At 70.1% G+C, this 21,186-nt stretch carries 18 protein-coding genes; 8 read left to right on the top strand and 10 right to left on the bottom strand.

What is annotated here, in order from left to right; translation table 11 throughout:
* Window positions 1–140: 140 nt before the first annotated feature.
* Together ACIOHP_RS40165 and ACIOHP_RS40160 are read left to right on the top strand one after the other, a co-directional pair.
* On the top strand, window positions 141–1,172 hold the full coding sequence (locus tag ACIOHP_RS40165) for an LLM class flavin-dependent oxidoreductase (protein WP_361549248.1): 1,032 nt from the start codon (window positions 141–143) through the stop codon (window positions 1,170–1,172).
* Window positions 1,173–1,191: 19 nt separating this feature from the next.
* Window positions 1,192–1,908 (top strand): NADPH-dependent F420 reductase, encoded by a 717-nt coding sequence (locus ACIOHP_RS40160; protein ID WP_401895218.1) that lies wholly within the window; start codon window positions 1,192–1,194, stop codon window positions 1,906–1,908.
* 217 nt (window positions 1,909–2,125) lie between these two features.
* On the opposite strand, the gene ACIOHP_RS40155 is transcribed toward ACIOHP_RS40160, so the two are convergent.
* Window positions 2,126–3,115, bottom strand: coding sequence for a pirin family protein (locus ACIOHP_RS40155; RefSeq protein ID WP_401895216.1), 990 nt, complete (start codon window positions 3,113–3,115; stop codon window positions 2,126–2,128).
* 188 nt (window positions 3,116–3,303) lie between these two features.
* Between ACIOHP_RS40155 and ACIOHP_RS40150 the strand changes: the two genes are divergently transcribed.
* The 5 genes from ACIOHP_RS40150 (at window position 3,304) to ACIOHP_RS40130 (ending at window position 9,380) form a co-directional block, all read left to right on the top strand.
* On the top strand, window positions 3,304–4,470 hold the full coding sequence (locus ACIOHP_RS40150; protein ID WP_401895214.1) for a citrate synthase: 1,167 nt from the start codon (window positions 3,304–3,306) through the stop codon (window positions 4,468–4,470).
* 203 nt (window positions 4,471–4,673) lie between these two features.
* Complete coding sequence (locus ACIOHP_RS40145; RefSeq protein ID WP_401895213.1) at window positions 4,674–5,927, top strand: citrate synthase; 1,254 nt, start codon at window positions 4,674–4,676, stop codon at window positions 5,925–5,927.
* A 57-nt stretch (window positions 5,928–5,984) separates the two neighbouring features.
* The gene (locus tag ACIOHP_RS40140) at window positions 5,985–6,926 is read left to right on the top strand and encodes a sucrase ferredoxin (RefSeq protein ID WP_401895212.1); all 942 of its coding nucleotides are present in this window, start codon (window positions 5,985–5,987) and stop codon (window positions 6,924–6,926) included.
* A 112-nt stretch (window positions 6,927–7,038) separates the two neighbouring features.
* Window positions 7,039–8,700 carry an ATP-binding protein gene (locus tag ACIOHP_RS40135; protein ID WP_401895211.1) on the top strand — a complete coding sequence of 554 codons (1,662 nt, stop codon included), beginning with the start codon at window positions 7,039–7,041 and terminating at the stop codon, window positions 8,698–8,700.
* Window positions 8,700–9,380: a response regulator gene (locus ACIOHP_RS40130; protein WP_046257064.1), complete on the top strand. Its 681-nt coding sequence runs from the start codon at window positions 8,700–8,702 to the stop codon at window positions 9,378–9,380. Before ACIOHP_RS40135 ends, ACIOHP_RS40130 begins: the two co-directional genes overlap by 1 nt.
* Before the next feature lie 79 nt (window positions 9,381–9,459).
* Here the strand turns inward: ACIOHP_RS40130 and ACIOHP_RS40125 are convergent, their stop codons facing one another.
* The 6 genes from ACIOHP_RS40125 to ACIOHP_RS40100 form a co-directional block, all read right to left on the bottom strand.
* On the bottom strand, window positions 9,460–11,052 hold the full coding sequence (locus tag ACIOHP_RS40125) for a cation acetate symporter (RefSeq protein WP_361549263.1): 1,593 nt from the start codon (window positions 11,050–11,052) through the stop codon (window positions 9,460–9,462).
* Window positions 11,049–11,606, bottom strand: coding sequence for a DUF485 domain-containing protein (locus ACIOHP_RS40120; RefSeq protein WP_401895209.1), 558 nt, complete (start codon window positions 11,604–11,606; stop codon window positions 11,049–11,051). Before ACIOHP_RS40120 ends, ACIOHP_RS40125 begins: the two co-directional genes overlap by 4 nt.
* A 69-nt stretch (window positions 11,607–11,675) precedes the next feature.
* A complete protein-coding gene (locus ACIOHP_RS40115; RefSeq protein WP_362392359.1) occupies window positions 11,676–12,359 on the bottom strand; it encodes a response regulator transcription factor in 684 nt (227 codons plus the stop codon).
* Entirely contained in the window at window positions 12,356–13,507 is a 1,152-nt protein-coding gene (locus ACIOHP_RS40110; RefSeq protein ID WP_401895207.1) for a histidine kinase, read from the bottom strand. The genes ACIOHP_RS40115 and ACIOHP_RS40110 overlap by 4 nt, the downstream gene beginning before the upstream one ends.
* Window positions 13,504–14,028: a DUF1453 domain-containing protein gene (locus ACIOHP_RS40105; protein WP_401895206.1), complete on the bottom strand. Its 525-nt coding sequence runs from the start codon at window positions 14,026–14,028 to the stop codon at window positions 13,504–13,506. Before ACIOHP_RS40105 ends, ACIOHP_RS40110 begins: the two co-directional genes overlap by 4 nt.
* Before the next feature lie 421 nt (window positions 14,029–14,449).
* A complete protein-coding gene (locus ACIOHP_RS40100) occupies window positions 14,450–16,570 on the bottom strand; it encodes a type IIA DNA topoisomerase subunit B (protein WP_401895204.1) in 2,121 nt (706 codons plus the stop codon).
* A 440-nt stretch (window positions 16,571–17,010) separates the two neighbouring features.
* Between ACIOHP_RS40100 and ACIOHP_RS40095 the strand changes: the two genes are divergently transcribed.
* Window positions 17,011–17,241 carry a hypothetical protein gene (locus ACIOHP_RS40095; protein ID WP_046257057.1) on the top strand — a complete coding sequence of 77 codons (231 nt, stop codon included), beginning with the start codon at window positions 17,011–17,013 and terminating at the stop codon, window positions 17,239–17,241.
* A 111-nt stretch (window positions 17,242–17,352) separates the two neighbouring features.
* Here ACIOHP_RS40095 and ACIOHP_RS40090 read toward each other — a convergent pair whose 3' ends face one another.
* The 3 genes from ACIOHP_RS40090 to ACIOHP_RS40080 form a co-directional block, all read right to left on the bottom strand.
* Window positions 17,353–18,210, bottom strand: a complete 858-nt coding sequence (locus ACIOHP_RS40090; RefSeq protein WP_401895201.1) for a serine protease — start codon at window positions 18,208–18,210, stop codon at window positions 17,353–17,355.
* A 130-nt stretch (window positions 18,211–18,340) separates the two neighbouring features.
* The gene (locus ACIOHP_RS40085; RefSeq protein WP_361549277.1) at window positions 18,341–19,876 is read right to left on the bottom strand and encodes an RNA polymerase sigma factor; all 1,536 of its coding nucleotides are present in this window, start codon (window positions 19,874–19,876) and stop codon (window positions 18,341–18,343) included.
* A gap of 418 nt (window positions 19,877–20,294) precedes the next feature.
* Window positions 20,295–21,179, bottom strand: a complete 885-nt coding sequence (locus ACIOHP_RS40080; RefSeq protein WP_361549279.1) for a FadR/GntR family transcriptional regulator — start codon at window positions 21,177–21,179, stop codon at window positions 20,295–20,297.
* Between the last annotated feature and the right edge of the window lie 7 nt (window positions 21,180–21,186).

Genomic DNA, 21,186 nt, shown 5'->3' with positions numbered 1-21,186 from the left:
CGCCTCCCGAAGGGTGAGTCCATCGCCCCACCCTTCTTTAGTTGACACATCAATTAGGTCGCGACATTATTGACACGTCAACCGTTGGTGTTACGCAGTCACCCCGGACGGGCAACGCCTCTTCACGAAGGAACCCAGCCATGTCTGATCTCGTCTTCGGCCTGGACACGTTCGGCGACGTACCGGAGGACGACTCCGGCACTCCGGTCTCCGACGCGCGGGCCATCCGGCAGGTCGTCGACGAGGCCGTTCTCGCGGAGGCGGTCGGCGTCGACGTCATCGCCCTGGGCGAGCACCACCGCCCCGAGTACGCGATCTCGACCCCGGAGACCGTTCTCGCCGGCATCGCCACGCGCACCGAGCGGATCCGTCTGTCGTCCGGCGTGACGGTGCTGAGCTCCGACGATCCGGTCCGGGTCTTCCAGCGGTTCTCGACCGTGGACGCGCTCTCGAACGGCCGGGCCGAGGTCATCCTGGGGCGCGGCTCCTTCACCGAGTCGTTCCCCCTCTTCGGATACGACCTGAGCGATTACGACGTGCTGTTCGAGGAGAAGATCGAACTCTTCGCCAAGCTGCTCGAGGAGAAGCCCGTCACCTGGAGCGGCACCAAGCGGGCCGCGCTCGACAACGCCGACGTCTTCCCCAGGACCGAGTCCGGGCGGCTGACCACCTGGGTCGGTGTCGGCGGCTCGCCCCAGTCCGTCATCCGCACCGCGCAGTACGGCTTCCCGCTCATGATCGCCATCATCGGCGGCAGCCCGGAGCGCTTCGCGCCCTACATCGACCTCTATCAGCGCGCCACCGACAAGTTCGGCACCACCGCCCACCCGGTCGGCATGCACTCGCCCGGCTTCATCGCCGACACCGACGCAGAGGCCCGCGAACTGCACTGGCCGCACTACAAGGTCATCCGTGACCGTATCGGCGCGCTGCGCGGCTGGCCGCCGGTCAGCAAGGAGGAGTACGCGAACGAGATCGAGCACGGCTCCCTCTACATCGGCTCCCCCGAGACGGTGGCCCACAAGATGGCGGGCGCCATCAAGGCACTCGGCGTCGGCCGGTTCGACCTCATCTACACCACCGGGGCACAGCCGATCAGCGCCCGGCTGCGCGCCGTCGAGCTGTACGGCACGAAGGTCCTCCCGATGGTCCGTGACCTCCTCGCCGCCTGACCCCCCGAACGGAACAGACATGACCAGCACAGCCATTGCGACCGTCGGCATCCTGGGCGCGGGAAAGGTCGGCACCGTGCTCGCACGGCTGGCCCGTGCGGCCGGCTACCGCGTGCTCATCGCCGGCTCGGGCGACCCCGACAGGATCGCCCTCACCGTCGAAGTCCTCACCCCCGGTGCGGTCCCGGTGACCGCGGCCCAGGCGGCGGCGAAGGCGGACATAGTCGTCCTGGCCCTCCCCCTCGGCAAGTACCGGAGCATCCCGGCCAAGGCCCTGGAGGGCAAGGTCGTCATCGACGCGATGAACTACTGGTGGGAGATCGACGGCATCCGCGCGGACCTCACCGACCCGCGCACCTCGTCGAGCGAGATCGTGCAGGAGTTCCTGTCCGGCGCGCGCGTGGTCAAGGCCTTCAACCACATGGGCTACCACGACCTCGAGGAAGGATCCCGGCCCGCCGGAACCCGTGGCCGCAAAGCCATCGCCATCGCCGGTGACGACCCCGAGGACCTCATCACCGTCTCGCGCCTGGTCGACGACTTCGGCTTCGACCCCGTCGTCGCGGGCCCACTGGCCTCGGGGGTACGGCTGGAGCCGGGCACCGAGCCGTTCGGCGCCAACGTCGACGCCGAGGAGCTGCGCGCGATGCTGAGCCGCTTCCCCGAGTCGGAACGCGGACGGGCGGTCGCCGCCGCGCGGGCCACCCTCGCGGAACCGGTGCGCGAGCCGTCGTAGGCATCGGAACGTCTCAGCTGCGCCGACCTCGCCCTACCTGGTTGATGCGGCACCTACCCCTCGGCTCGGGTGTCGCGCCGTGCCGCGCCACCAGCGTTTGCCCGCCGATGGGCCGACGTCCTGCGGGCCATGATCCGCGACGAAGCGTGCTCCCAGGTCACACCGCCTCTTACGACTGCGGCTCGACATCAGGATCGGGAAGCCCTTCTGGGCGAAGTCAGCGACGGGACGGGTTGCGGCGCGGCCTGATCGTGGCGTTGGGGAGGGCGGGCGCGGGAAGCCGGCCTCCCGGAAAGCCGTCGATCGTGCCGTAGCGGTCGGAGGAGGTCTCCCAGTCCTCGCGGGCCTTGACGATGTCCTCGTGCGTACGGCCGACGAAGTTCCACCACATGACGATCTCCTCCTCGAACGGCGTGCCGCCGAGCAGAATCGCCCGCGCCGGACCGTCCGACTCGTTCGTCAGGGTCAACGCGTCGGCACCCGGCGGTACATAGCCCAGCTCCGCCCGGTGCAGCAGGGTGTCGGCCACACGGACGTCCCCGCTGTCCACCAGGACGCCGTGCTCGAAGTCGGCGTCCACGGAGAGGGTGATCGTCCTACCCGGTTCGAGGACGATCTCGGCGCCGAGCAACGGCGAGAACGTCCGCACCGGTGAGACCTCACCGGCGAGCGAGCCGAGAAACACCCTGATCCCGGCTCCCTGGATTCGCACGGGCTCGGGCGCGTAGTGCTGGAAGTCCCGGTCGGCGTTCCGGTGCTCCTCCGGCAGCGCCACCCACAGCTGCACGCCGTGGACGACGGTCGTGCGCGGGGTGGAGACCTCCGAGTGGGCGATGCCGTACCCGCCCGTCATGAGGTTGATCTCGCCGGGGCGCACCACGGCGTGGGTGCCGAGTGTGTCGCGGTGCTCGACCTCCCCGCCGAACAGCCAGGTCACTGTCTGCAGCCCGGTGTGCGGGTGCGGGGGCAGCGCCATGCCACCCCTGTCGGCGACCGGGTCGGGACCGTAGTGGTCGGCGAAGCACCAGGCTCCGATCAGTGTCCGGTCCCGCTGCGGCAACGTCCGCCGCACCGTCATCGACCGCGGTCCCCCCAGGGGCACGTCCCGTGCGGAGAGCACGTCGACCCGTGGCGTCCCGGCCGGCCGCACCTCGTCGACCGGCGCCCCGCATCTCATCACTGCCGACTCGGCTTCCCCATTGCTCACCGAGACCACCTCTCACGAATCTAGTTGCTACATCAACTATCATGCCATGATCGCTCGGCCGTCGACCGGCCAGAGCCGTGTCACAGACCCCTCACAGACCTCGCGGCGCCTGCCCATATATTGATTCAGTCAATATTGACAGAGGATTAGTCAAGCATGGACAGTCGAATCAAGCTCAAGGAGGGAACATGCCGATCAACCAGACCGCGTCCACCACCGTCGACGTGCCACGAGGCCTCGCGGGTGTCGTCGTCACCGACACCGCACTCGGTGACGTCAGAGGGCTGGAAGGCTTCTATCACTACCGCCAGTACTCGGCTGTCGACCTCGCGCGGACCCGCGGCTTCGAGGACGTCTGGTACTTGATGGTCCACGGCGACCTGCCGGACGCCGCGCAACTGTCCGCGTTCGCGGCGCAGACAGCGGAACTCCGTCACCTGCCCGAGGACGTGCGCGCCGTACTGCCCGCCCTCGCCGCGGCGAGCGGCGCTTCCGGCCCGCTTGCCGGCCTACGGACGGCACTGTCCCTGCTCGGGGCCTCGAAGGGGTTCCGGCCGGTGTACGACATCGACGCCGACCAGCGGCGCGCGGACACGGTCGCGGCCGCGGCGGCCGTACCCACGCTGCTGACGGCGCTGTACCGGCTCGGGCAGGGCCTCGAACCGGTGGAACCGCGGACGGATCTGCCGTACGCCGCGAACTACCTCTACATGCTGACCGGTTCGGAACCGGACGCGGACCGGACGAGGGCGATCGAGCAGTACTTGATCTCGACCATTGACCATGGATTCAACGCGTCAACGTTCACGGCGAGAGTGATCGCATCGACCGGGGCGGACGTGGCGGCCGCGCTGGCCGGTGCGGTGGGGGCGCTCTCCGGCCCCCTCCACGGAGGCGCTCCGAGCCGGGCGCTGGACACGCTGGACGAGATCGGCAGCCGGGACCGTATCGACCCGTGGATCCGGCAACACGTCCTTGCCGGGGACCGCATCATGGGCTTCGGCCACCCCGTCTACCGCACCGAGGATCCCCGCTCCCGCATGCTCCGTGGCATCGCGGAACAGTTCGGCGGCCCGCTGGTCGACTTCGCGACCGAGGTCGAGCAGCGCGTGGAGGCAATCCTGGCGGAGCTCAAGCCCGGCCGTGAACTCCACACCAACGTCGAGTTCTACGCGGGCGTGGTCATGGAACTGTGCGGCCTGCCTCGGCAGATGTTCACCCCGACGTTCGCGGCGGCGCGAGTGGTCGGCTGGGGAGCGAACATCCTCGAGCAGGCAGAGGACTCGAAGATCATCCGGCCCGCGGCGCGGTATGTGGGGCCGGAACCGCCGGTGGCGGTGCCGACGTTGGCCTGAGGCAGTCGGCGGCCTGGTTCGAGGGGGCGGGTCGATGACCACGAGCTTCTTCAGGTTGCCAGCGAGAAACCCTGGCCCCGGCATCACCGATCTCTGTGCTTGACGGACTTACCCCCCGGAATTGATTCGGCCGTCCATAGGTGACTCTGACGCCATCAATCTTGATTGAATCAACATTCACTCAACGCCGATACGGTGACCTCATGAGCGATCACGAACCCGTTCCCGACCTCGAGGGACGGCGGCTGACCACCAAGGAGGCCGCCGAGCTGCTCGGGGTGAAGCCCGAGACCGTCTACGCCTATGTGAGCCGCGGTCAGCTCGGCAGCCGACGGGTGCCCGGCGGCCGCGGCAGCACCTTCGACGCCAAGGAGGTACAGGCGCTCGCCCGGCGCAACAGGCGTGACAACGGCGGGAGTTCGGGATCCGGCGGCGAGCTGTCCGTGCGGACCCGCATCACGCTCATCGACACGGACCGGTACTACTTCCGGGGCGTCGACGCGACCGAACTGGCCGCGCGCCATTCCTACGAGGAGATCGCCGAGTGGCTGTGGACGGGCCGGATGCTTCCCGGCACGACGTTCACGGCCCCCGACACCTCCGTCTCCGTCGCCCGACGCGCCGTCGACGCACTGCCCGAACACACCTCGCCCACCGACCGGTTGCGGGTCGCGGCGATCGCCGCCGCGACCGCGGACCCGCTGCGCTTCGACCTGTCCGAGAGCGCCGTGCTGGGCACCGCGCGCATCCTCATCCCCACCCTCGTCGCCGCCCTGCCCCCGGTGCGGATCGGCCACCGCGACGAGGGCTCGCTGGCCGAGCGCCTGTGGGCGCGGCTCAGCGCGCGCAAGCCCGACGAGGCGTCCCTGCGCGCCCTGGACACCGCTCTGGGGCTGCTCGTCGACCACGACCTGGCCGCCTCCACCCTCGCCGTGCGGGTCGCCGCTTCGGCCCGCGCGCACGCCTACGCGGCCGTCTCCGCCGGCCTCGGCGTGCTCGAGGGCCCGCTGCACGGCGCGGCCAGCGGGCTCGCCCACCGACTGCTGCTGGACGTGCTCGACCGCGGCGACGCGGGCCCCGTGATCGCGGACGAGCTGCGGGCCGGGCGCCGCATCCCGGGACTGGGTCACCGGCTCTACCCGGGCGAGGACCCACGCGCGCGTGCCCTGTTCGGCCTCCTGGAGGAGATCCCCCGCGCCGCCCCCGCCCTCGCCGCGGCCCGCGACGTCGTGGCCACCACCGCCCGCCACACCCCGCTGCACGCCAACGTGGACCTGGCCCTCGCCGTGCTCACCGCCTCGTCCGGGATGCTCGCGACGGCTGGCGAGACGATCTTCGCCGTCGCCCGTACGGCGGGCTGGATCGCCCACACCCTGGAGGAGTACGGGGAGCGCCCGCTGCGCATGCGACCGAGCGGTCTCTACGTAGGCGCCAAGCCGCCTCAAGCCCTGCCGTAGCGGGACACCAGCACCGTCGGAAGTCGCCCCGAGCCAAGTCAGGTTAGGCTCACCTCTGTGAGTACGTGTGCATCCGTCTCCCGCGACCTCGACGAGCCCATTTCCGGGACCGCGGCGACCGCGAGGACCTGGCTGCTCCTCGAGCAGCCCGGTCCGTGGGGCGCGCATGCGCTCACCTCGAGCCATCTGGACCCCGCGCTGGGCCGCGCCCTGGAGCGGGCGGCGAAGGACACGGGCGTACGGATCGCGCTCATCCGCCGTCCCGGGCGCCACGCGGACTGCGGCACACCGTCCGTGCGCCGGGTGTACGCGTCCCACACGGCTCCCGGGAACGTGTGGCTGCACAGCGCCGAGGTCCGCGACCCGCGGCGCCTGCTCGATCTCGACTTCGCCGCGCTGGGCGCCGGTGACCACGACAGCTTCGGCTCGGCGCTCGCCGGACGCCCCCACACAGGTGACCCGCTCGCGCTCGTCTGCACCAACGGCAAGCGCGACCGCTGCTGCGCGCTCCTGGGCCGGCCCCTGGCGGCCGAGCTGTCCGCCTCCGGGGTCGAGGGGGTCTGGGAGGTCACCCATCTGGGTGGACATCGCTTCTCGCCGACGCTGCTCGTCCTGCCCTACGGCTACGCGTACGGCCGGGTCGGGGCCCACGCCGTCAAGGAGATCCTGCACAGCGTCCAGGACGGAAGGATCGTCGTGGAGGGCTGCCGCGGAGGCTCGGCCTGGGATCGGCCCGGCCAGGCGGCGGAGCTGGCGGTGCGCGCGGCGGCGACCGAGTACGCGGCGGACGCGCTGAGCGTCGTACGGATGGACGGCGCGGTTCCGCGCTGGGAGGTGACCGTCGCGCATGTCGACGGGCGCCACTGGCGGGTCGCCGTGGCCCAGAGCGCGTCCCTGCCGCCCCGCGCGGAGAGCTGCGGGACGTCGGTGCTGGGCTCGCCGGCGCGGATGGACGTGGTGGCGGTGCGCGAGCTGACACCGACAGCGCTGGCGAGCTGACCTGGGCGTACGACTTCCGCGCGATGAGGGTCGTACGGCCTCCATGTGTTGATCAAGAGATCCACGCCACACCCCTACAGCAGCTCGTACCCGTCCGCGTACCGTCATGGGTATGAGCCCCACTCCCCCCGCCCGACGCCTCCGCCTCGGTCTGCCGCGGCGGATGTTCTCGCAGCTGCTGCTGATGCAGCTCGCGATCGCCGCCGGGGTCACGGTGCTCGCGACCGGGCTCTTCCTCGCGCCGCTGAGCGACCAGCTGGACGACCAGGCGATGCGCCGGGCCCTCGCGATCGCGCAGACGACCGCCGAGCAGCCGCAGATCGCGAGGGACCTGCAGAGCACCTCCCCGTCGGTGAACGGACCGGTACAGGTGGAGGCCGAGCGGATCCGGAGGGCCACCCAGGCCGAGTACGTCGTGATCATGAACACGAAGGGCGTTCGCTGGTCGCACACCGACCCGCGGCAGATCGGCGGGATCGTCTCCACCGACCCCGCGCGGGCGCTGGCCGGCGAGCAGGTCATGGAGATCGACGACGGCACCCTGGGCCGCTCGGCCCGCGGCAAGGTGCCGTTGCGCGACGGCGACGGCGACATCATCGGAGCGGTCTCGGTGGGCATCGCGTACGACAGCGTGCGGGCCCGGCTGATCCACGCGATCCCGGGACTGCTCGCCTACGCGGGCGGTGCCCTGGCCGTCGGCGCGCTCGCCGCCTGGCTCATCTCCCGGCGGGTCCAGCGGCAGACCCGTGACCTGGCGTTCTCCGACATCTCGGCGCTGCTCGCGGAGCGCGAGGCGATGCTGCACGGCATCAGGGAGGGCGTCGTCGCGCTGGATCGCAGCGGCCGTATCCGCCTCCTCAACGACGAGGCGCGGCGCCTGCTGGGCATCGGCGACGAGGCCGTCGGCCGCTCCCTGGACGAGGCGCTCGGCGAGGGCCGTACGACCGACGTACTGGCGGGCCGGGTGACCGGCACCGACCTGCTCACCGTGCGCGGCCAGCGGGTCCTGATCGCCAACCTCATGCCCACCGACGACGGCGGCGCCGTCGCCACCCTGCGCGACCGCACCGAGCTGGAACAGCTGGGCCGGGAGCTCGACTCGACGCGCGGGCTGATCGACGCCCTGCGCGCCCAGGACCACGAACACGCCAATCGGATGCACACGGTCCTCGGGCTGCTCGAACTGGAGATGTACGACGACGCCGTGGAGTTCGTCGGAGAGGTGGTCGGCGATCATCGCGCCACCGCGGAGCAGGTCACCGAGAAGATCAGGGACCCGCTGCTCGCGGCCCTGCTCGTCGGCAAGGCGACCGTCGCGGCGGAGCGCGCGGTCGCGCTGTGGATCTCGGACCGGACCTGGCTTCCCGATCAGCTGATCGATCCCCGGGGCATCGTCACCGTCGTCGGCAACCTGGTGGACAACGCGCTGGACGCCGTCGCGGGCACACCGCACGCGCGCGTGGAGGTCGAGTTGCGCGCCGAGGGACGTACGGCCGTGCTCAGGGTGCGTGACACGGGGCCCGGGATCCCCGCGGAACAGCGTGAACTGGTCTTCACCGAGGGCTGGTCCACGAAGAAGCCGCCGGCACACGGCAAGCGCGGCATCGGGCTCTCCCTGGTGCGCAGGCTGGCCGAGCGCCAGGGCGGCAGCGCGACCGTGACCGAGGCCGACGGCGGGGGCGCTGAGTTCACCGTCGTCCTGCCGGAGGCCCTGGCGGGCCCCGACCTGGAACCGGCGCTCACCGTACCCGCAGTCGTCGAGGAGGAGTCGTGATGATCGAGGTCCTTGTCGTGGACGACGACACGCGTGTCGCGCGGGTCAACGCCGCCTATGTCGAGAAGGTGCCGGGCTTCCATGTGGCGGGCGAGGCGCACAGCGCGGCGGAGGCGCTGCGCCAGGTGGAGCTGCTGCCCCGGCTCGACCTGGTCCTCATGGACCACTACCTGCCCGACGAGACGGGTCTGTCGGTCGTCCAGGAGATGCGCCGCCGCGGCCACCAGACCGACGTGATCATGGTGACGGCGGCCCGGGACATCACCACCGTGCAGGCGGCGATGCGGCAGGGCGCGCTGCAGTACCTGGTCAAGCCGTTCGCCTTCGCGGGCCTGCGCGCCAAGCTGGAGGCGTACGCGGAGCTGCGCCGCACCCTCGATGGCGGCGGCGAGGCGGAACAGGCCGAGGTGGACCGCATCTTCGGCGCCCTGTCCGCACCCTCGGAACCGGACCTGCCCAAAGGCCACTCCCCCACGACCGCGGAGCTCGTACGGCAGTCCCTGATGAACGCCGAAGGCCCCCTGTCGGCCCAGGAGATCGCCGAACGCACCGGAGTGAGCCGCCAGACCGCTCAGCGCTATCTGAAGCTCCTGGAACGCACGGGACGTGCCCGCCTCACCCTGAAGTACGGCGACGCGGGCCGCCCGGAACACCGTTACGTGTGGGCGACCCGCGCCTGAGGGCACGGCCCGTGGGGGCGGGGGAAGGGAACCGTGCCCTTCCCTCTTACGGATGGCACCCCGTGGTCGTCTCGACGGCCTAGGCGGCTCCCGCCCCCGTGAGCGACCGCACCTCGGTCTCCGCGTGCTTGGCCTCGTCCGCCACCTCCGCCGAGGTGACCGTGCCGAGCCAGCCGGCGAGGAAGCCCAGCGGGATCGAGACGAGGCCGGGGTTCTGCAACGGGAAGAACTGGAAGTCGACACCCGGGAACAGGGACGCGGGACTTCCCGACACCACGGGCGACAGCACCACGAGCACGACGGCCGGGATCAGCCCGCCGTACACCGCCCACACCGCGCCCCGGGTGGTGAAGCCGGGCCAGAACAGCGAGTAGAGCAGCACCGGCAGATTGGCCGACGCGGCGACCGCGAAGGCGAGACCCACCAGGAAGGCGACGTTGAGGTCGCGGGCCAGGAGGCCGAGCCCGATCGCCACCACGCCGATACCGACGGCGGCGAGGCGCGCCACGGCGACCTCGCTGCGGGGCTTCGCGTTCCGTCGCCGCAGCGACGCGTACAGGTCGTGAGCCACGGACGCGGAGGAGGCGAGGGTGATCCCGGCGACGACCGCGAGGATCGTGGCGAAGGCGATGGCGGCGACGATCGCGAACAGAACCGTTCCGCCTGTGGAGTCCGCGCCGCCGCCCAGGTCGAGGGCCAACAGGGGCACGGCCGTGTTCCCGGCCGCGTTGGACCCGCGCACGGCTTCCGGCCCCACGATCGCGGCCGCCCCGAAACCGAGGACGATCGTCATCAGATAGAAGCCGCCGATGAGCCCGATCGACCACACCACCGAACGGCGTGCGGCCCGTGCCGTGGGCACGGTGTAGAAGCGCGAGAGGATGTGCGGCAGCCCCGCCGTACCCAGGACCAGCGCGAGTCCGAGGCTCATGAAGTCGAAGCGCGCGGTCCAGTCCTCACCGTACTTGAGCCCGGGGGCCAGGAACTTCTCGCCGTGCCCGCTGCGTTCGGCCGCGGTGAGCAGCAGCTGGTCGACATTGCCGTGGAACCGCACCAGAACGAGCACGGTCAAGACGATCGTGCCGCTGAGGAGCAGGACCGCCTTCACGATCTGGATCCATGTGGTGGCCCGCATCCCTCCCATCGACACATAGATCACCATGAGCGCGCCCACCCCGATGACCGTCCAGGTCTGCGCCGCCTCGCTGGTACCACCGAGCAGCAGGGCGACCAGGCTCCCCGCGCCCACCATCTGCGCCACCAGATACAGAACGGACACCGTGACCGAGGAGGTTCCCGCCGCGATCCGCACCGGCCGCTCACGCATCCGCGCCGCCACCACGTCGGCCAGCGTGAACCGCCCGCAGTTGCGCACCAGTTCGGCGACCAGGAACAGCACCACCAGCCACGCCACGAGAAAGCCCACCGAGTACAGCATCCCGTCGTACCCGAAGAGCGCGATGAGCCCGGAGATGCCCAGGAAGGATGCCGCCGACATGTAGTCGCCCGCGATGGCAAAACCATTCTCCATCGGTGAGAAGAGGCGACCCCCCGCGTAGAACTCCTCCGCCGAACCGTGCCGGTTGCGGCTCACCCACGTCGTGATCGCCAACGTGACCGCGACGAACGCGCTGAACAGCAGGAGCGCCAGCGTCTGATGATTGCCCGTCACGAAGCACCGCCCCGGATACCCCGCGTCAGCTCCTGCGTGTCCCACCGCAGCTCCAGCGCCGCCCGATCCCTGCGCAGCCGCGCGTGCCGGGCGTACGCCCACGTCAGCAGGAAGGTGGTGAGGAACTGCCCCAGCCCCGCGACCATCGCCACGTTCACCGCACCCGCCACCGGCCGTGCCATCAAGCCGGGCGCGGTCGTCGCGGTCACGACGTACGCCACGTACCAGCCGAAGAACACGACGCACGCCGGCACGACGAACCTCCGGTACCGGCCGCGCACCTCCTGGAAGGCCGCACTGCGCTGCACCTGGAGGTACACGTCCGCAGCCGCCGCATCCCGCCGCGCGCGCCCGGCCTGAGCAACCGGCAACGGCACAGGCGCGCCCGCACCACCCAACTCACCCCAGCCGGAGGCGAGCGCGTCGTACCAGGGGTCCTCGTACCTCACGGCGTCGGGCACCTCGGCGAGTGCCGGGTCGTGACCGTCACGGTGTTCGGCCGCACTTTCGGGACCACCCCCGCCGCCGCGGGGACGACCGTTGCTTGACTGCATGCCCAAGGATGGACAGAACGGGAAGATCCCCGACTCTTCTTCCCCTCGCGCTTCACCCCATCAGGTGACTCAACCCGCCGGAGGCCGCACAAGTCCCTTCGCATACGCGTAACGCACCGCCTGCGCCCGGTCCTTGAGCCCCGTCTTGGCGAACAGGTTGTTGATGTGCGTCTTCACGGTCGCGGTGGAGACATGCAGTCTTCTGGCGATCTCCTGGTTGCTGAGCCCATCGGCGATGAGCACCAGCACCTCGGTCTCCCGCCCCGTGAGCCCATCCGGCGCCTCCACCGGCTCGGCCGGCTGCGGCTCGGGGTCCGACAACCGCTCCAGCAACCGCCGCTGGATGCTCGGCGACAGCCCGGCGTCCCCGGACAGCACACTGTGCACCGCCCTGACGATCTCGTCCCCTCCCGCGTCCTTCGTCAGATAGCCGCGCGCACCGGCTCGCAGCGCCGGGAACAGCGACTCGTCGTCCGCGTACGTGGTGAGCACCACCACCTGGGTGCCGGGGTGCTCGGTCCGGATCCGCCGGGTCGCCTCCACGCCGTCGCAGCGGGGCATACGCAGGTCCATCAGCACCACGTCCGGGGCGAGTTCGGCCACGAGCCGCACCGCCTCGTCCCCGTCTCCTGCCGCGCCGACGACCTCGACACCGGGAAGCAACCCGAGCAGCATCACGATGCCCTCCCGGACCACGGTCTGGTCGTCGGCGACCACCACCCGCGCCGTCCTGCCCTGGACCTCCTCCGTCATACGGGCACCTTCAACGTCACCACGAACCCCTCCTCGTCCGGCCCGGCCTCCAGCGAACCGCCGAGCAGTTCGGCACGCTCCCGCATGCCCAGCAGACCGTACCCGGCCCCCGCGGCGGTGAGTTCGCCCGGCGATCCCCCCGAGTCCCGTACGCCCAAGGTCACTTGATGTTCGCCGTAGTCCAGCCTCAGCCGCACCTTGGCGCCCGGAGCGTGCTTGCGGACATTGGTCAGCGCCTCCTGGGCCACCCTGCGGACAGCCTGCGAGGCTTCGGCGGACAGGCCCCTGCGCTCACCCGTAATGGTGACCTCCGCATCGGCGGTCGTCTCCACGAGCTGGGTCAGGAAGTCCTCCAGCGGTGTGAGATCACCTCGCAGCGCCGAGAGAGCCTGCCGGGTCTCGGCGAGCCCGTCCCGCGCCATCCCCCGCGCCGCCACGACCCGCTCGAGGATCTGCTCCCGCTCGGCGCCCCGCTCGATCAAAAGCCGGGCGGCCTCCAGGTGCACGAGTTGCGCCGAGAGGCTGTGCGCCAGCACGTCGTGGATCTCCCGTGCGATGCGGGCCCGTTCCGCGAGGGCCGCCGACTCCGCCTCCGCCGCCCGCGCGGCCCGCTCCTGGGCCAGCAGCCGCTGGGTGCTGCCACGGGCTTCGGCGTCGAGGCGCAGGGTGTAGCCGGCGAGCGCCAGTCCGGCCGCCGTCACCGCCGTCGTCAGCCACGCGTCGTTGTTCATCGCGGCGAAGGCCGCGAGGGAGACCGCCGTCACGGGCAGCGCGGCGGCGAGGGGGAGCCGCTCCAGGGCACTGACGGCACAACCGCACCAGATGACGAGAGCCACGGTTGTGAAGTCGGCGGCCCGTGCCACGACCGCGATCCCCACGAGCACGGCGATGAGCGCGATCGACGGCAGGAGCCGGTGTGCGAGCGTGGCGCGCCAGAACGCCCAGGCGACGAAGGCGGTCAGCAGCACTCCCGCAACGGCCCCGGCCACGCCCCATCCATGGACGTGCGTGCTGTCGTACGCACCCCACAGCAGCATGCCGATCACCAACAGCCGCACGACCCAGCCGATCAGCCGCCGGGATCGCTCAGCGCCGGCACGGCCCAGTGCTTCCCGCGAAGGCCAGCGTGTCCAGGCGTTCTCCGTCACACACGCTCCTTCCACGCGGGCCGGGGAATGCCGTCACCGTACGCCGCGCCCCGTGCCGGAGCCGTGTGCGGGGACCGGGCCCGCAGGGCGAGGATCCCGGAGCGGACGAGCAGTGTGGCTGCCAGGGCGAGGAGCAGGGCGGACGACTCCTGGTGGACGCCCAGGGCGGCACCGAGGGCGTAGAGGCCGACGCGGAGGGCTATGCCGACGAACCAGACCATGCCGCTCGCCTTGGTGCTCTTGCTCCACACAACTCCGTCCGGCTCCGTCCATATGCGGGTGGTCCAGGCCCAGGCGGCTCCGGTGGCCAGACCGACGAGCAGCTCGGCGGTGAGCAGGACGACCGACGCCGTGTGGTGATGGGCATCGACGATGCCGGGCTCGCGCAGCGCCACGACACCCAGGACGACGGGCAGCAGCCACCAGCGCCGTCCCGCGTCGATCTGCTGCGCACGGAACTGTCGCGCGATCACCAGGGCGACCACGGCCACGATCAGAAACGCGTCGACCAGCCCGGACATCAGAGCCTCCGTGAGCGAAGAAGGGCCGTGCCGACAGCGAGCACTGCCGACGCCTTCGAAGCTACGGAAATCCGCAGGTCAGGAGATCGGAGCAGGGGTGGATCGCGGGTGGATCCGCGAGTGCGGCGGCGTCCACCCACGGGTGGAGAGACGCTGCCGCCAGTCGGTCGTGGGCGGGTGACCCTCCGCCGGCCGACACCGCCCGTTCTCACCGCGTCGCGCCCCGCCGGAAGCGCTCGTGCGCCTCGCGGTGAACCGGAGGCACGTCTCGGACTCACCTCGGACCGAGCCCGGCGACTTCACCAACTCGCGGCGGCCACTCCCGGCGCAGCCGCGCCCACCGGCCCGGCCCCGCCAAGCCCGGCCGGGGCCCCACTCCGGCATCGCCGGTCCGGGTTCCCGGTCCAAGCCGGCGCGGGCGTTACGCGTCGATGCGCGACCGGTCCAGCGTCGCCGCCGAGTTGGAGATGAACTCCTTGCGCGGCGCCACATCGTTGCCCATCAGGAGGTCGAAGACCTGCTCGGCGGCCTCCAGGTCGGAGAAGGTGATGCGTCGCAGAGTGCGGTGGCGGGGGTCCATGGTCGTCTCGGCCAGCTGGTCGGCGTCCATCTCACCGAGGCCCTTGTACCGCTGGATGGAGTCCTTGTACCGGACGCCCTTCGTCTGGAACTCCATGAGCTTGTCGCGCAGCTCTCGGTCCGAGTACGTGTAGACGTACTTGTCCTGCCCCTTCTTGGGCTGGACGAGCTCGACGCGATGCAGCGGCGGCACCGCCGCGAACACCCGGCCCGCCTCGATCATCGGCCGCATGTAACGCTGGAACAGCGTCAGCAGCAGGGTCCGGATGTGGGAGCCGTCCACATCGGCGTCAGTCATCATGATGATCTTGCCGTAGCGGGCCGCGTCGATGTCGAAGGTCCGGCCCGACCCCGCTCCTATGACCTGGATGATCGCGCCGCACTCGGCGTTCTTGAGCATGTCGGTCACGGACGACTTCTGGACGTTGAGGATCTTGCCGCGGATCGGCAGCAGCGCCTGGAACTCCGAGTTCCGGGCCAGCTTCGCCGTACCGAGCGCGGAGTCTCCCTCGACGATGAACAGCTCGCTGCGGTCGACGTCGTCGCTGCGGCAGTCGGCGAGCTTGGCGGGCAGCGACGAGGACTCCAGGGCCGTCTTCCGGCGCTGCGCGTCCTTGTGCTGGCGGGCGGCGATACGCGTGCGTGCGGCAGCGACCGCCTTCTCCATGACGACCCGGGCCTGCGCCGCCGCGTCCCGCTTCGTGGACGTCAGGAACGCCTTGAGCTCCTTGGCGATCACGGTGTTCACGATGCGGCGGGCCGCCGAGGTGCCGAGGACCTCCTTCGTCTGACCCTCGAACTGCGGTTCGGCCAGTCGCACCGTCACCACCGCCGTGAGGCCCTCCAGGGCGTCGTCCTTGACGATGTCGTCCTCGGCGACGCGGAGCAGCTTCTTGGCGCGCAGCACCTCATTCATGGTGCCGGCCACGGCGGTCTCGAAGCCCGCGACGTGGGTGCCGCCCTTGGGGGTCGCGATGATGTTCACGAACGACTTCAGGGTGGTGTCGTAGCCCGTGCCCCAGCGCATGGCGACATCGACGTCGAGCTCCCGGGTGACCTGGGTGGGCGTCATCTGTCCGTGCTCGTCCAGGACCGGCACCGTCTCCTTGAAGGTGCCCTGGCCGGAGAAGCGGAGGACGTCGCAGACCGCCTTGTCGGTGGCGAGGTACTCGCAGAACTCGCTGATGCCGCCGTCGAAGCGGAAGGACTCCTCTCCCTTGCTGCCGCCCTCGCCGAGACCGAACTCGTCACGGACGACGATGGTCAGTCCTGGCACCAGGAACGCGGTCTGCCGGGCGCGCTGGTGGAGGTTCTCCAAGGACAGCTTGGCGTCCTTGAGGAAGATCTGCCGGTCGGCCCAGTAGCGCACGCGCGTACCGGTCCGGGTCTTGGGGACCCGCTTGGTCTTGCGCAGGCCGCCCGGCTCGAACTTGGCGTCGGGACCGACTGCGGCGAAGGAGCCGGGGACGCCGCGCCGGAAGCTGATCGCGTGCGTGTTCCCGGCACGGTCCACCTCGACGTCCAGCCGGGCGGACAGAGCGTTGACCACGGAGGCACCGACACCGTGCAGGCCGCCGGAGGCCGCATACGACCCTCCGCCGAACTTGCCGCCGGCGTGCAGCTTGGTCATGACGACCTCGACGCCGGACAGGCCGGTCTTGGGCTCGACATCGACCGGGATGCCCCGGCCGTTGTCCCGGACCTCCACCGAGGCGTCATCGTGCAGGATGACCTCGATGTGGTCGCAGTAGCCCCCGAGGGCCTCGTCCACGGAGTTGTCGATGATCTCCCAGAGGCAGTGCATCAGGCCTCGACTGTCAGTCGAGCCGATATACATACCCGGGCGCTTGCGCACGGCCTCGAGCCCCTCGAGGACGAGCAGGTGCCGCGCGGTGTAGTTGGAACCGTCCCGGTCTGCTCCTGCCAGCAGCGCTGTGGACGGCACGGACGTCTCGGCGGTCACGCGGTTCGCTCCTCGCTGAATTTCAGATGTGGCCCTTGTGGGTAAGGGCGCGGCTTCGGTCGCCGCCAAGAGGGTACCGAGGCCTGGTAGAGCCGTTGTAACGCCACCCTCGTCCAAACTCACGATAGTCCAGGGTCGCATGCGTGTTCGATCCCTCGATTGAGTGAAGTACATATCACGTTCCCTTCGAGGCATGAACCATTTAGGCTCCGGGCACGTCCTCATGAACAACCGGCAACCCAGCCGGGAGGATGGACCTTGACAGCAAGAGCGAACCCGTAAGACACATAGACACGCAATACGGCACATTCGCCGCCAACCGGCAGCAGACAGCCGGACTCGAAGATTTTTTTCGAGGAGAGACCCTGAGCGGGAACGTTTTGGGGCTGGTTGGATGTTGACCCTGGTACGACAGCTCGTCGAGCTAGAGAAGAGGCGACGTGACTACTGTTCTGACCCCCGCGAGCCCGTTGACGGCCGCCGATCGCTGCGACCGCTGCGGCGCCCAGGCATACCTGCGCGTCGTCCTGCTCAGTGGCGGTGAACTGCTCTTCTGCGCCCACCATGGCCGCAAGTTCGAGCCGGAACTCAAGAAGATCGCCGCTGAGATACAGGACGAGACGGAGCGGCTGACGACCGTTCCGGCATCCTCCAACGAAGAAGAGCGCTGACACCTCGCGTCCACGACGAGCCAGCGTCGGCACAGGCCGGCACACGGGCGGCCGCCCCTGGAAGCAGGGGCGGCCGCCCGCGCCGCATCCGGCAACGGCCCTCAGGCTCCCTCAGGGGACCGCGTGCGGCCCTCGCAGCCCTCTGCCCCACCCCAGCGCCCGTACGACGTCAGACACGCGCGTATAGACGCCTGGGCTGCCAGGGCGACCGCAGCCGCTCCCCCAGGACACGAGCCCGACCAACTTCCCCTGGGCGACCAGCGGCCCGCCACTGTCCCCCTGACAGGCGTCGACACCACCCTCCGCCTCCCCGGCGCACAGCATCGCGTCGGAGGCATAGGTGCCGTCGGCGCCGCCCGGGTAGGCCCGCTCGCAGAGGGCGTCGGCCAGCACATGCACGCGTGCCGCCCGCAGACTGTGTGCGTAGTCACCACCCCCCGTGGCGTCACCCCAGCCGTAGACGACGGCAGCCGTCCCCGGCTCGTAGGCTGCGTCACCGGCGGGCGCCATCGTGACGACGGAGCTGCCCGCCAGGGGCTCGGCGAGTCTGAGGACCGCGAAGTCTCCGGCGTTGGTGCTCGTGTCGTATCCGGGGTTCACCCAGGTGTCGCGGACGGGGATCTCCTGCCCCTGGTCCGAGAGCAGGTCCGTGCGGCCCGCGATGACCTTGAGATCGCGCACCCGGTCCGGCGGCGCCCCCAGCACGTTCGCACCCATACAGTGCGCCGCGGTGAGCACGACGGTCCGGCTGACGGCCACACCGCCGCAGAACTGTCCCGCGCGAGTACCTCCGAAGCGGTCACGGCTGGACAGGGCCACGGTCCACGGCCCTTCGGAGATGTCGACGGGAAACCCGCCGACGACGACGCTGTCGGCGGCCACGGGGGCGGCGGACACCAGCGGTATGGCACCCGCCACGGCCGCCAGCACCAGCGACCCGTTCAGTGTCCGGGCAAAGGGACGGCGCATGCACGCTCCTCACTCTGGGGTGGTCATGGGACACCCAGAGTGATCCACGTCGGCACGGCGCGCACCCGCTCAGCACGAAGGCCCGGCTCCCACCAGGAGAACCGGGCCTTCGACGCCGTACGACCGCGACCTAGTCGAGGTAGTCGCGCAGCACCTGCGAACGCGACGGGTGGCGCAGCTTCGACATGGTCTTGGACTCGATCTGGCGGATACGCTCGCGCGTCACGCCGTACACCTTGCCGATCTCGTCGAGGGTCTTCGGCTGACCGTCGGTGAGACCGAAGCGCATCGAGACCACACCGGCCTCGCGCTCGGACAGGGTGTCCAGCACGGAGTGCAGCTGCTCCTGCAGCAGCGTGAAGCTGACCGCGTCGGCCGGGACGACAGCCTCGGAGTCCTCGATGAGGTCACCGAACTCGCTGTCGCCGTCCTCGCCGAGCGGGGTGTGCAGCGAGATGGGCTCGCGGCCGTACTTCTGGACCTCGATGACCTTCTCGGGGGTCATGTCGAGTTCCTTGGCCAGCTCCTCCGGGGTGGGCTCGCGGCCCAGGTCCTGGAGCATCTGACGCTGCACGCGCGCGAGCTTGTTGATGACCTCGACCATGTGCACCGGGATACGGATGGTGCGGGCCTGGTCGGCCATGGCGCGGGTGATCGCCTGACGGATCCACCAGGTGGCGTACGTGGAGAACTTGTAGCCCTTGGTGTAGTCGAACTTCTCGACCGCGCGGATCAGACCGAGGTTGCCCTCCTGGATCAGGTCCAGGAAGAGCATGCCGCGACCGGTGTAGCGCTTGGCCAGGGAGACCACCAGACGGAGGTTGGCCTCCAGGAGGTGGTTCTTGGCGCGACGGCCGTCCTCGGCGATGATCTCCAGCTCACGCTTGAGCTTCGGAGCCAGCTTGTCGGCGTTGGACAGCTTGTCCTCGGCGAACAGACCGGCCTCGATGCGCTTGGCGAGCTCGACCTCCTGCTCCGCGTTGAGCAGCGGGACCTTGCCGATCTGCTTGAGGTAGTCCTTGACGGGGTCGGCGGTGGCACCGGCCACGGCGACCTGCTGGGCAGGCGCGTCGTCCTCGTCGTCGTCGGAGAGGACGAAGCCCTTGGCCTCGCCGCCCTCCTCTTCCTCTTCGCCGGGCTTGATCTCCTCGAGGACCTCGTCCTCGGCGCCCTCGGCGTCGTCCTTGCCGGCGGTCGTCTTCTTCGCCGCCGTCTTCTTGGCGACGGTCTTCTTCGCGACCGCCTTCTTGGCGGTCGTCGTCTTCTTGGCGGCAGCCTTCTTCACGGGCGCCTCGTCCTCGACGGAGGCCTCGGCGGCGGGCGCCGCCGGGGTGGCGGTGGCGGTGGCCTTCTTCGTGGTCACCGTCTTCGCAGCAACCGTCTTGGTGGCGGTGCGCTTGGCCGGACTCTTCGCTGCGACGCTCTTTCGGGTGCGCTTGGGCTCCGCGGCACTGACCATCAGCGTCACACCCTCTTCCTCGAGGATCTGGTTGAGGCTGCGCAGTACGTTCTTCCACTGAGTGGCCGGAATCTGGTCAGCTTCGAAGGCCCGACGCACGTCATCGCCGGCGATCTGCCCCTCAGCCTTTCCCCGCTCAATGAGAGCCATGACAGAGACGGACTCGGCGATCTCCGGCGGGAGCGTACGGGATGTGCTGGCCGACACGAACAACCTCTCGGAACGTTGGAAAACGGCTTCCGGCCCCGTCCGGGATGGACAGGAACCGACCACCGGCCGTGGGGATGGGCCGACGGTGCGGGCGGGGGCCGGGAAGATGCACAGCGCCTTTTACGGCGTCCGTATTCCCTCCGCGGCTGTCACCTCTTAGGTCATCGCGTTGTTTCCACAAGCGTTACGCCCAATCTGCGTGGCCCGAGTCACACCCCGTAAGCGTTCAAAAACGGTCAGAAGCGGACAGAGGCGGTCATCGGTGAGCCCTTCGAGGAGAAAACTGCCCTGTCACACCGTCGGACCCCGCAGGATTCCGAAGGATCCTGCGGGGTCCGACGGAGGGACGGTTCACCGGCCGAACGATGCCCAGGAGGGGGAGGCACCCTCCGGCCGTACCGCCCGCGGTGCGCGGTCAGTGCTCGCGCGGCGCCGGCACCACGCGCTCGACCTCAGGATGAATGGTGAGCAGTTGTCGTACGGCCGCCTCGGCCGCCGTCCCGTCGCCCGTGGCGAGGGCGTCGACGATCCTGCCGTGCTGCACCAGCGACGCCTCGTTCGGCCGCTCACACCCCGTGACCGGACCGCCGGAGACCTGAAGGGCCGCCGAGACGATTCCCGAAAGATGTTCCAGCATGCGGTTGCCCGCGAGCTGGATGAGCAAGGAGTGGAACTCGGCGTCCGCGCGGGAGAAGGTGAGCGCGTCACCCTGCCCCATGGCATGCCCCATGATCTCGACCATGTCGGAGAGCCGCTGCTGGACATCGTCGCGTCCGTGCCCGGCGGCGAGGCGAGCGGCGAGCGGTTCGATCGTCCAGCGCAGCTCGCCCAGCTCGCGGCGCTGATCGTCGCGCTGCGGCCCGAAGGCCCGCCACTCGATGATGTCCGGGTCGAGCAGGTTCCAGTCGCTGACGGGGCGCACGCGCGTGCCGACGTTCGGACGGGCACTGACCAGGCCCTTGGCCTCCAGGACACGGAGGGACTCACGGACGACGGTGCGGGAGACCTCGAAACGCTGGCCGATCTCCTCGGGCACCAGCGGGCGGTCGGCGCCCAGGTCGCCCGAAACGATCATCTGGCCCAGCTGCTGGACGAGTTGGCCGTGCAGCCCGCGTCCACGGCTGCCCGCGGAGCGTCGGCCCACGCGCCCCAGCTCGGGGTCCGCGGCGTCCCAGGCGGACATCCCGCGGTCGGCGGCGGGCGCCTCGGCAAAGGGGTAGCGGTCGAGCCCGCCCGGGCCGGCGAGGCCGGAGTCTGCGGAGCGGGCGGCGGTCATCATGGTGTGCGCAAGGGTACTCACGGATCAT

It is taken from the genome of Streptomyces sp. NPDC087859 (assembly GCF_044742595.1).
Taxonomy (GTDB): Bacteria; Actinomycetota; Actinomycetes; order Streptomycetales; family Streptomycetaceae; genus Streptomyces; species Streptomyces canus_F.
This window is presented reverse-complemented; position numbering and strand designations above follow the sequence as displayed.

Bases quoted from the DNA above. Each gene is read 5' to 3' on its own strand.
- ACIOHP_RS40120 (WP_401895209.1), bottom strand. From the start codon at position 11,606: ATGCAGTCAAGCAACGGTCGTCCCCGCGGCGGCGGGGGTGGTCCCGAA.
- ACIOHP_RS40090 (WP_401895201.1), bottom strand. From the start codon at position 18,210: ATGCGCCGTCCCTTTGCCCGGACACTGAACGGGTCGCTGGTGCTGGCG.
- ACIOHP_RS40160 (WP_401895218.1), top strand. From the start codon at position 1,192: ATGACCAGCACAGCCATTGCGACCGTCGGCATCCTGGGCGCGGGAAAG.
- ACIOHP_RS40130 (WP_046257064.1), top strand. From the start codon at position 8,700: ATGATCGAGGTCCTTGTCGTGGACGACGACACGCGTGTCGCGCGGGTC.
- ACIOHP_RS40115 (WP_362392359.1), bottom strand. From the start codon at position 12,359: ATGACGGAGGAGGTCCAGGGCAGGACGGCGCGGGTGGTGGTCGCCGAC.
- ACIOHP_RS40165 (WP_361549248.1), top strand. From the start codon at position 141: ATGTCTGATCTCGTCTTCGGCCTGGACACGTTCGGCGACGTACCGGAG.
- ACIOHP_RS40135 (WP_401895211.1), top strand. From the start codon at position 7,039: ATGAGCCCCACTCCCCCCGCCCGACGCCTCCGCCTCGGTCTGCCGCGG.
- ACIOHP_RS40145 (WP_401895213.1), top strand. From the start codon at position 4,674: ATGAGCGATCACGAACCCGTTCCCGACCTCGAGGGACGGCGGCTGACC.
- ACIOHP_RS40150 (WP_401895214.1), top strand. From the start codon at position 3,304: ATGCCGATCAACCAGACCGCGTCCACCACCGTCGACGTGCCACGAGGC.
- ACIOHP_RS40105 (WP_401895206.1), bottom strand. From the start codon at position 14,028: ATGTCCGGGCTGGTCGACGCGTTTCTGATCGTGGCCGTGGTCGCCCTG.